The following is a 9,243-nucleotide window of genomic DNA, read 5'->3' on the forward strand; positions in this document are numbered from 1 at the left end:
CCGGTGACCTAGGCGGCGAGGAGTCGTTCCGCCGTGCGGCGGAGCGACGCGGCCGCCGCGATGGCGTCGCCGGCGTAGGCGCCCACCTGGGCACCGTCCAGGGCGAGGACGAGATCGTCGGCGGCGTCGCCCGGCAAGGGGTGGCCGGCCGCCTTGAAGAGGGAGACCATCTCGCCCGTCAGCCACTCGCGGTGTTCGGCGATGGTGACGCGCACGGGGTGGGTCGGGTCGCTGAACTCGGACGCCGCGTTCGCGAAGGCCGAGCCTCGGAACGAGACGGTCTGGACCCGGGTGACGACCGCGTCGAGGTAGGCCTCGAGGGTCGCGCGACCGCCGTCGTGGGCCTCGACGAGGGCCGCCAGCTCGGCGGCCTCGAGGTCGTGCCGACCGGCGAGGTACTCGAGCACGAGCGTGTCCTTTGCGCCGAAGTGCTTGTAGAACGTGGCCTTGGTCACCGAGGACTCGGCGATGAGACGGTCGACGCCCACGACGCGGACGCCCTCGTCGTAGAAGAGGCGGTCGGCGGTCGTGAGGACGCGGGCCCGAGCGCCGGGGACGGGGGAGTCGGCGCGAGGGCGACCAGGGAGACGCTGGACGGCCGGTTGGGGGGAATCGACCGTCACAGCGTGGCTCCTTGGGACGTCTCGGCTTGAAGCCGCGTGGGGGACGCGCGCTCCGGACCTTCTGACGACGTCCGACCAGCCGCCGACGGCGACCATCAGGGGGGATGTGGTCGTCGTCGGTGGATCGACTCTAACACCGATGAGGACAAACAGAGTTGTCTGTTTGTCCCCAGGATCGTCCCCCAATTCGGGTGCCAGCCGTTCTGAGCCGCTCACGGACGACTGCAGGGGAGGTCGCCTAGGCTCGATGTGATGAACGGCCCTGTCTCCTTCCCGCTCGACGAGGTCGAGATCTCCTTCCGCGCCACGGGCGACGCGCTCGTGAGGCGAACCGTGCTGCCCTCCGGGGTCCGCGTGCTCAGCGAGCGCATGCCGGGGGCTCGCAGCACGACCATCGGTCTGTGGGTGGCGGTCGGTTCCCGCGACGAGTCCGACGCCGAACGGGGGTCGACGCACTTCCTCGAACACCTCCTCTTCAAGGGCACGCCGACCCGCTCGGCCCTCGACATCGCCGTGGCGTTCGAGTCGGTGGGCGGCGAGCACAACGCCGCGACCGCCAAGGAGTACACCTGCTACTACGCGCGGGTGCGCGACGTCGACCTCGACGACGCGATCGACGTGCTGAGCGACATGGTGACCTCGTCGACCCTCGACCCGGCCGAGTTCGAGACCGAGCGCGGGGTGATCCTCGAAGAACTCGCGATGGCGGACGACGATCCCGCCGACATGGCCGGTGAACGACTCTTCGAGTCGGTCTTCGGCGACCATCCGCTCGGGCGTCCGATCGGAGGCTCACCCGAGAGCATCCGTGCCGCGGCACGCGACGACGTCGACCGGCACTACCGCGAGAACTACCGTCCCCAGGACCTCGTGGTGTCGATCGCCGGTGCCGTCGACCACGACCGCGCCCTCGACCGGTTGACGGCGGCGCTCGACCGGGCCGGGTGGCCCACCGACGCGGCGTCGCCCGTGCCCCGTCGCGACGATGCGCCCGTCGCGCTCGTCGCCGGCGAACCGCTGCAGGTGATCCGGCGTCCCCTCGAGCAGGCCACCGTCCTGCTGGGCCTACCGGGCATCTCCGTCGGGGACGACCGTCGACCCACGTTGGCCGTGTTGAACTCGGTGTTGGGCGGGGGCATGTCGTCCCGCCTGTTCCAAGAGATCCGTGAGCGCCGTGGACTCGCCTACTCGGTCTACTCGTTCGCCCCGAGCTATTCGGACGCCGGTCTCTTCGGGCTCTACGCCGGGTGCACCCCCGCCAACGCCGGTGACGTCGCCCGCCTCATGCTCGACGAGCTCGCCGGACTCGCCGTCGACGGGATCACCGACGACGAGCGTCGTCGGGCCCTCGGCCAGTTGGGAGGGGCTGCAGCGCTCGCCCTCGAGGACAGCGACACCCGCATGAACCGCCTCGGTCGAGCAGAGATCTCGACGGGCGAGTTCGTCGACCTCGACACGTCCCTCGCTCGCGTCGAGGCCGTCACGTCCGACGACGTCCGATCGTTGGCGGCCCAGCTGCTCTCCGGCCCCTTGTCGACCGTCGTGGTCGGCGAGGTCGACGAGACGTCCTTCCCCGTCCCGACGACGACGTCGGGATCGACCCTTCGATGAACCAGGAGACGACGGTGTCCCACTACCTCTACCTCGTCCGGCACGGCGAACAGCAGGACGCCGAGCACGGGCTGCCCGACGGTCCCCTCAGCGAACGGGGCAAGCGTCAGGTGCGCCTCCTCGCCGAACGGCTCGGCGGCGTTCCCTTCGACGCGGCGTGGCACTCGCCCCTCGAGCGTGCCGAAGAGACGGCCGCCATCATGACCGAGCGCATGCCGGCGCTCGAGTCGCAGCCCTCGACCCTCCTCTTCGACTGCGTGCCGTCCGGTCCGACGCCCGACATGCCGTCGTCGTACAAGCCGTTCTTCGGCGGGGTCACCGACGAGCAGATCGAGGCCGGGCAGGCCCAGATGGCCGACGCCGTCGCCGAGTGGCTCACCCCGGCCCGAGAGGACCGCCACGACCTGCTCATCACGCACAACGTCGTGATCGGATGGTTCGTCCGCGAGGTGTTCGGGGCGCCCGACTGGCGGTGGATGGGCGTCAACCAGGCCAACGCGGGGTTGACGATCATCCGGGTGCGATCGGCGAAGCCGCCCGAGCTCGTGACGCACAACGACCTCGGCCACCTTCCGGTCGAGCTGCGCACCGGTCTTCCCGTCGAACAGCCCTTCTGACCCGTCGTCCGCCCGGGCGGCCTCTCGTCAGGCGGGGCCGTGCGGGGTCTCGGCCCGGACGGTCTTGCCGTACCAGGTCGTCGCGTTCGGATTCGCGTTGTACGGCTCGATCGTCCCGTACCCCGCGCTGCGGTACAACCCTCCGGCAGCCGCCAGGCTGTCGTTGGTGTCGAGCACGATCTCGTCGGCACCGAACACGGAGGCTCGGCGTTCGAGCTCGTCGAGAAGGGCCCGCCCGAGTCCCTGCCCCCGACCGGTGGGACGCACGTAGAGGTGCTTGACCTCGTACCGCACGGCCCCCGAGGCCGAGGGGGCGATGAGTCGGATGCCTCCGCACGCGGACGGCTCGGCGGCCCGGCCGGGGTCCGAGTCGGCCGTTTCGCCGTCGACGACGACGAACACGCCGCCCGGGGGAACGAAGGCCGTGGCGTCGGGCAGGGTCGTGGTGTAGCTCCCCTGTGCCGAGGGGAACGTGTTCTCGCGCTCGGTGAAGTACTCGGTCAGGAGGGCGGCGGCATCGGGGGAGGAGACGCTCGTCTCGCGGAACCGGGGCATGCCCTCCATGGTAGGTCGGGGTTCCGCCCTCGTCCGTCCGGGTGCCCCCGGTAGATTGGACGGCATGACTTCGCGCATCGCCGTGGTGGGAGCCACCGGCACCCTCGGCTCGTTCATCGTCGATCTCGTCGAGCGCACCCCGGGCCTCGAGCTCCACGCCGGTCTCTCGTCCTGTGACGATCTCGACGACGTCCTCGGGGCCGACCTCGTCATCGACGTCACGCATCCGGCCGTCAGTCCGGGGATCGTCGAGCACGTCGTCCGCGCCGGCATCCCGGTGCTCGTCGGCACCTCGGGCTACAACGCCGAACGGCTGGCCCGTCTCACGACGGTCGTCGCCGACGCGGGTGGTCCCGGCGTCCTGGTGGTGCCGAACTTCTCGATCGGCTCGGTCCTCGCGACCCGGTTCGCCACTCTGGCGGCGCGATTCTACGAGTCCGTCGAGATCGTCGAGGCACACCACCAGGGCAAGGTCGACTCGCCCTCGGGCACGGCCGTCCGCACGGCCGAACTCATCGCCGAGGCCCGCCGCGACCTCGGCCCGGTGTCGGCACCGCACGCTGACCAGCGGGCCAGGGGGCAGCAGGTGGCGAGCGTGCCGGTGCACAGCATGCGCCTGCGCGGCATCGTCGCGAAACAGGAGGTCGTCTTCGGCGGAGAGGGCGAGACCCTCACGCTCACGCACGACACGCTCTCGCAGCGCGCCTACGAGCAGGGGCTCCGCGTCGCCATCGAGGCCGCCCCCGGCGTCACCGGGGTCGTCGTGGGTCTCGACGCCGTCCTGCCCCTCGATTCGTGAAGGGACGTACTGCGGCGCTCCTCATGGCGCTGCTCCTGCTGCTCTACGTCGTGCTGGTCGGTCAACGGGCCGTGCTGTTCCTGTCGACCGGCGAGCCGGTGGCGATCGCGCTCGGCGTCGCCCTGCTCGTCCTTCCCCTCCTGGGGCTCTTCGCCCTCGTGGTCGAACTGCGCTTCGGCCTCCGCACGCAGCAGATCGTCCGACAGCTCGCCGACGAGGGCGCGCTGCCGGTCGACGACCTGCCGCGCCGCACCTCCGGTCGGTACGAGCGGGCGGCGGCGGACGCCGCGTTCCCGGCCTACAAGACGGCTGTCGAGGCGGCGCCCGACGACTGGCGGGCGTGGTTCCGGCTCGGCCTGGCCTACGACGCCTGCGGCGATCGCCGACGGGCCCGTCAAGCCCTGCGTTGGGCCATCAAGCTCCGACGCGAGACGACCGACTGAGCACGCCGGCCCGGTTCGGCCGAGTGGTCAGAGTGCGTCGACGAACGCCGTCAGTGCGTCCTCGACCGTGCGGTGCTGGAACACGAAACGGTCGCGCTCGAGCGCCTCGGGCACGACCTGCTGGCTGGGCAGCAGCATCTCGCGCCCGGCCTCCTGCATGGCGGTCGAGATGACGACCTCGGGCACGCCCAGCAGGTAGGGGCGGTGCAGGTCGGCGGCCAGGGTCCGCGTGATCAGGTCGCTCGTCGCCGGCGTGGGGCCGACCAGGTTCACGGGGCCCGAGACGGACGACGTGAGCAGGTGCACGATCGCGGCGGCCTCGTCGTGCAGGCTGATCCAGGGCCAGAACTGGTCGCCGGTACCCAGTCGCGAGCCGAGGCCCAGCTTGGTGAGGGGCAGCAGGGGCTTGAGCGCGCCTCCTCCGGGGCCGATCACGATGCCGGTCCGCAGCGTCACGACGCGCGTGGCCTCGGGGGCCTTCTCGGCGGCGGCCTCCCAGGCGACGACGACGTCGCTCAGGAATCCCTCACCCCGGCCGCTCGACTCGGTCAGTCGTTCGCCGGGACGGTCGCCGTAGACGCCGACGGCCGAGCCGCTGAGGAACGTCGCGGGTGGTGTCGAGGCCGCCGCCATGCCGTCGACGAGCGTCGACGTCGCGGCGAGGCGCGACTCGAGGATGTCGCGCTTGTACCCGGCCGTCCAGGGCAGACGACCCAAGGAGGCGCCGGCCAGGTTCACGACGGCGTCCGCGCGGGCGATCAGGTCGTGGTCGACGATGCCGGCACTCGGCACCCAGGTGTACTCGTCCTCGGCTCGGGGTTCGTGACGCACCAACGAGAGCGGACGGTGGCCTGCCTCGCGCAGCTGGCGGGTGAGTTCGGTGCCGATCATGCCGCTGGCGCCGGAGATCAGGACGGTGAGTGCGTCGGTCATGGGGACACCGTATTCCGGCCCGCTGGGGGAGCGTCCGCCGGCGGCCACGGTGCTTCCCGGCGGGGGCGCCCTGCGAGGTAGAGTCGACGCCGTGCCCGAGACCGAAGCCACCCCCGCCGTGCCCTCCGCCAAGACCCCCGAGTTCCGCTCCGACGTCACCGTCGAGTTGGTCCGCTCGAGCGCCCACGACTCCGACGTGCTGTTCGCGGCCCGGGTCTCCACCATGGGCGAGCTGACCCTCGACGGCGCCCAGGCATCGGCCGACGGTGCCCAGGCGACCAAGGGTGCCGGTCTCATCAACTACCTGATGCGCGATCGCCACGGCTCGCCGTTCGAGCACAACTCGATGACCTTCTACGTGCAAGCGCCGATCTTCGTGTTCCGCGAGTTCATGCGTCACCGCATGGCGAGCTACAACGAAGAGAGCGGTCGTTACCGCGAGCTCAACCCCGTCTTCTACGTGCCCGCCCCCACCCGCAACCTGCAGCAGGTCGGCAAGCCCGGCGCGTACGACTTCCTGCCCGGCACGCCCGAGCAGTCCGCCCTGGTCGACGAGGCCACCCGCGCCGCGTCGGTCCAGGCGTTCGAGGCGTACCAGCGCATGCTCGACGCCGGCATCGCCCGTGAGGTCGCGCGCATCGTGCTGCCGTTGAACATCTACTCGTCGATGTACGTGACCGTGAACGCTCGATCCCTGATGAACTTCCTCAGCCTCCGCACCAAGCGCGAGGGCACCCACTTCCCCTCCTTCCCGCAGCGTGAGATCGAGATGTGCGCCGAGAAGATGGAAGACCTCTGGGCCGAGCTCATGCCCCTCACCTACGCGGCATTCGGGGCGAACGGGCGCGTCGCCCCCTGACGGCGGTCCTCACCGACGCGACCCGCGCCTCCTGACCGGGGCGTCGGACGCGGCGCGGGGAGGTCGGGCCCGACGCGAGACAGTACGCTGGAGGGCGTGTCGAACATCAGCAACCCCTTCGGTCAGGTCCTCGTCGCCCTTGTGACGCCGTTCACCGCTGACGGCGAGGTCGACTGGCCGGCCGTCGAGAAGCACATCGACGACTGCATCACCGCGGGGGCCGACGGCATCGTCGTCACCGGCACCACGGGCGAGACCAGCACCCTGACCGACCCCGAGAAGCTCCGTCTCGTCGAGGTGGGCAAGTCGGTGGCCGCCGGCCGGGCCAAGATCATCACGGGTGGCGGGTCCAACGAGACCGCGCACGCCATCCAGCTCTACAAGGCCAGCGAGAAGGCCGGCGCCGACGGCGTCATGATCGTCACCCCCTACTACAACAAGCCCACGCAGGCCGGTGTGCTGACGCACTTCCGCATGATCGCCGATGCGACCGACCTGCCGGTCATCCTGTACGACATCCCCGGCCGCACCGGCATCCCGATCAAGTACGAGACCCTGCTCCGGGCCGCCAAGCACCCCAACATCGTCGCGGTGAAGGACGCCAAGGGCGACTTCGCCGAGGTCAGTCGTGTCCTCAACCAGACCGACCTGCTCTACTTCTCGGGCGACGACGCGAACGTGCTGCCGCACCTGGCCATCGGCGCCTCGGGCCTCATCGGCGTCACCGCGAACATCGCTGCAGCCCCGTACCGCACCATCGTCGACGCCGTGAACGCCGGCGACCTGCACACGGCGACCGAGGCGCACCAGATGCTCGAACCCCTCGTCCGCGCCGTCATGACCCACGTGCCCGGCACCGTCGCGGCGAAGTACATCCTGCACGGCCTCGGTCGCATCTCGAGCCCCCGGGTGCGCCTGCCCCTGGTCGGCCCGGAAGACAGCGAGGCCGCTCTCATCGAAGACGAACTGTCGCACGTCGGGTCCATCCCCGGCCTCGACCTCAGCCGCTTCCGGCCCGACCGCAACGCGGCGGCCGGCGGTGCGCTGCCCAAGGTGCACGGCACCACGCGCTGACCTCCTGATCCCCGCCGACGACGACGTCGGCCGCACACCTCCCGCACACAGGGGCACGAGCCCCACCCCAACCGAAGGAACAGATGCCCACGACAATTCACGCTCCCCGAGAACTCGCCAAGGGCACGCTCCGCGTGATCCCCGTCGGCGGTCTCGGCGAGATCGGCCGCAACATGACGGTCTACGAGATCGACGGCAAGCTGCTGATCGTCGACTGCGGCGTGCTCTTCCCCGAAGAGCACCAGCCCGGAGTCGACCTGATCCTTCCCGACTTCTCGCCGATCCGCGATCGCCTCGACGACATCCTGGCCGTCGTGCTCACGCACGGGCACGAGGACCACATCGGTGCCGTGCCCTACCTGCTGCGCCTCCGCAAGGACATCCCGCTCATCGGCTCGCAGCTGACGCTCGCGCTGATCGAGGCGAAGCTCAAAGAGCACCGCATCACGCCGTACACCCTCGCCGTCAAAGAGGGCGGGCGTGAGTCGCTCGGGCCGTACGACCTCGAGTTCATCGCGGTCAACCACTCGATCCCGGACGCCCTCGCGGTCGCCATCCGCACCTCGGCGGGCACCGTGCTCCACACCGGCGACTTCAAGATGGACCAGCTGCCGCTCGACGACCGCATCACCGACCTGCGGGCGTTCGCCCGCCTCGGTGAAGAGGGCGTCGACCTGTTCCTGCCCGACTCGACGAACGCCGACGTGCCCGGGTTCACCGCGCTCGAGCGGGACATCGGGCCCGTGCTCGACGACGTGATCCGCCGGGCTCCCCGCCGCGTGGTCGTCGCGAGCTTCTCGAGCCACGTGCACCGCGTCCAGCAGGTGCTCGACGCGGCCCACGCCAACGGCCGCCGTGTCGCCTTCATGGGGCGCTCGATGGTGCGCAACATGGGCATCGCCGCCGACCTGGGCTACCTCAAGGTGCCGGACGGCGTCCTGATCGACGCCAAGAAGGCGAAGGACCTTCCCGACGACCGCATCGTCTACATGAGCACCGGGTCGCAGGGCGAGCCGATGGCCGTCCTCGCCCGCATGGCGAACCTCGAGCACCAGATCGAGATCGGCGCGGACGACACGATCATCCTCGCGTCGAGCCTGATCCCCGGCAACGAGAACGCGGTCTACCGCGTCATCGACGGCCTCACGAAGCTCGGGGCCAAGGTCGTCCACAAGGGCAACGCCAAGGTGCACGTCTCGGGGCACGCCTCCGCCGGCGAGCTGCTGTACTGCTACAACATCCTGCGACCGAAGAACGTCATGCCGGTCCACGGCGAGCACCGTCACCTCTACGCCAACGCGGCGCTGGCGGTCCGGACCGGTGTGCCGCAGAAGAACACCATCCTCGGCGAGGACGGCATCGTCGTCGACCTGCGCGACGGCGTCGCCGAGGTCGTCGGCCAGCTCGACATCGGCTACGTATACGTCGACGGCTCGACCGTCGGCGAGATCACCGACGCCGATCTGAAGGACCGCCGCATCCTGAGCGAAGAAGGCTTCATCTCGGTCTTCATCGCCATGGACGCGTCGACGGGCCGTGTCGTCGTCGGGCCCGAGATCCAGTCGCGCGGCTTCGCCGAAGACGAACGGGTGTTCGACGACGTCAAACCGAAGATCATCGCAGCCCTCACCGAGGCCGCCGAGAACGGCACACGAGACACGCACGCCTTCAGCCAGGTCGTGCGTCGCACGGTCGGCCGGTGGGTGAACACGCAGCACCGTCGTCGTCC

The 9,243-nt window shown here is 70.2% G+C and carries 10 protein-coding genes; 7 read left to right on the plus strand and 3 right to left on the minus strand.

Features of this window, described 5'->3' with window-relative positions; all coding sequences use genetic code 11:
• Positions 1 to 8: 8 nt before the first annotated feature.
• The gene (locus ASE87_RS07080) at positions 9 to 623 is read right to left on the minus strand and encodes a TetR/AcrR family transcriptional regulator (protein WP_056227101.1); all 615 of its coding nucleotides are present in this window, start codon (positions 621 to 623) and stop codon (positions 9 to 11) included.
• Positions 624 to 875: 252 nt separating this feature from the next.
• Here ASE87_RS07080 and ASE87_RS07085 point away from each other — a divergent pair, with 252 nt between their 5' ends.
• Together ASE87_RS07085 and ASE87_RS07090 are read left to right on the plus strand one after the other, a co-directional pair.
• Positions 876 to 2,234, plus strand: coding sequence for a pitrilysin family protein (locus ASE87_RS07085; RefSeq protein WP_056227102.1), 1,359 nt, complete (start codon positions 876 to 878; stop codon positions 2,232 to 2,234).
• A 14-nt stretch (positions 2,235 to 2,248) separates the two neighbouring features.
• The gene (locus ASE87_RS07090) at positions 2,249 to 2,851 is read left to right on the plus strand and encodes a histidine phosphatase family protein (protein ID WP_056227209.1); all 603 of its coding nucleotides are present in this window, start codon (positions 2,249 to 2,251) and stop codon (positions 2,849 to 2,851) included.
• A 27-nt stretch (positions 2,852 to 2,878) separates the two neighbouring features.
• Here ASE87_RS07090 and ASE87_RS07095 read toward each other — a convergent pair whose 3' ends face one another.
• Positions 2,879 to 3,406, minus strand: coding sequence for an N-acetyltransferase (locus ASE87_RS07095; protein ID WP_056227212.1), 528 nt, complete (start codon positions 3,404 to 3,406; stop codon positions 2,879 to 2,881).
• 64 nt (positions 3,407 to 3,470) lie between these two features.
• Between ASE87_RS07095 and dapB the strand changes: the two genes are divergently transcribed.
• Both dapB and ASE87_RS07105 read left to right on the plus strand, forming a co-directional pair.
• The gene (dapB, locus tag ASE87_RS07100) at positions 3,471 to 4,205 is read left to right on the plus strand and encodes a 4-hydroxy-tetrahydrodipicolinate reductase (protein WP_056227105.1); all 735 of its coding nucleotides are present in this window, start codon (positions 3,471 to 3,473) and stop codon (positions 4,203 to 4,205) included.
• On the plus strand, positions 4,202 to 4,648 hold the full coding sequence (locus ASE87_RS07105) for a tetratricopeptide repeat protein (protein WP_369813999.1): 447 nt from the start codon (positions 4,202 to 4,204) through the stop codon (positions 4,646 to 4,648). The genes dapB and ASE87_RS07105 overlap by 4 nt, the downstream gene beginning before the upstream one ends.
• A 27-nt stretch (positions 4,649 to 4,675) precedes the next feature.
• Here the strand turns inward: ASE87_RS07105 and ASE87_RS07110 are convergent, their stop codons facing one another.
• A complete protein-coding gene (locus ASE87_RS07110) occupies positions 4,676 to 5,581 on the minus strand; it encodes a TIGR01777 family oxidoreductase (RefSeq protein ID WP_056227108.1) in 906 nt (301 codons plus the stop codon).
• Between the two features lie 91 nt (positions 5,582 to 5,672).
• Here ASE87_RS07110 and thyX point away from each other — a divergent pair, with 91 nt between their 5' ends.
• The 3 genes from thyX to ASE87_RS07125 all read left to right on the plus strand — a co-directional run.
• Positions 5,673 to 6,440: an FAD-dependent thymidylate synthase gene (thyX, locus tag ASE87_RS07115; protein ID WP_231567172.1), complete on the plus strand. Its 768-nt coding sequence runs from the start codon at positions 5,673 to 5,675 to the stop codon at positions 6,438 to 6,440.
• A 96-nt stretch (positions 6,441 to 6,536) separates the two neighbouring features.
• Positions 6,537 to 7,514 (plus strand): 4-hydroxy-tetrahydrodipicolinate synthase, encoded by a 978-nt coding sequence (dapA, locus tag ASE87_RS07120; RefSeq protein WP_043596672.1) that lies wholly within the window; start codon positions 6,537 to 6,539, stop codon positions 7,512 to 7,514.
• An 83-nt stretch (positions 7,515 to 7,597) separates the two neighbouring features.
• The coding region (locus ASE87_RS07125) for a ribonuclease J (protein WP_056227215.1) at positions 7,598 to 9,243 on the plus strand (1,646 nt) is incomplete at its 3' end.

Origin of the sequence: Frigoribacterium sp. Leaf44 (assembly GCF_001421865.1) — a bacterium.
Taxonomy (GTDB): domain Bacteria; phylum Actinomycetota; class Actinomycetes; order Actinomycetales; family Microbacteriaceae; genus Frigoribacterium.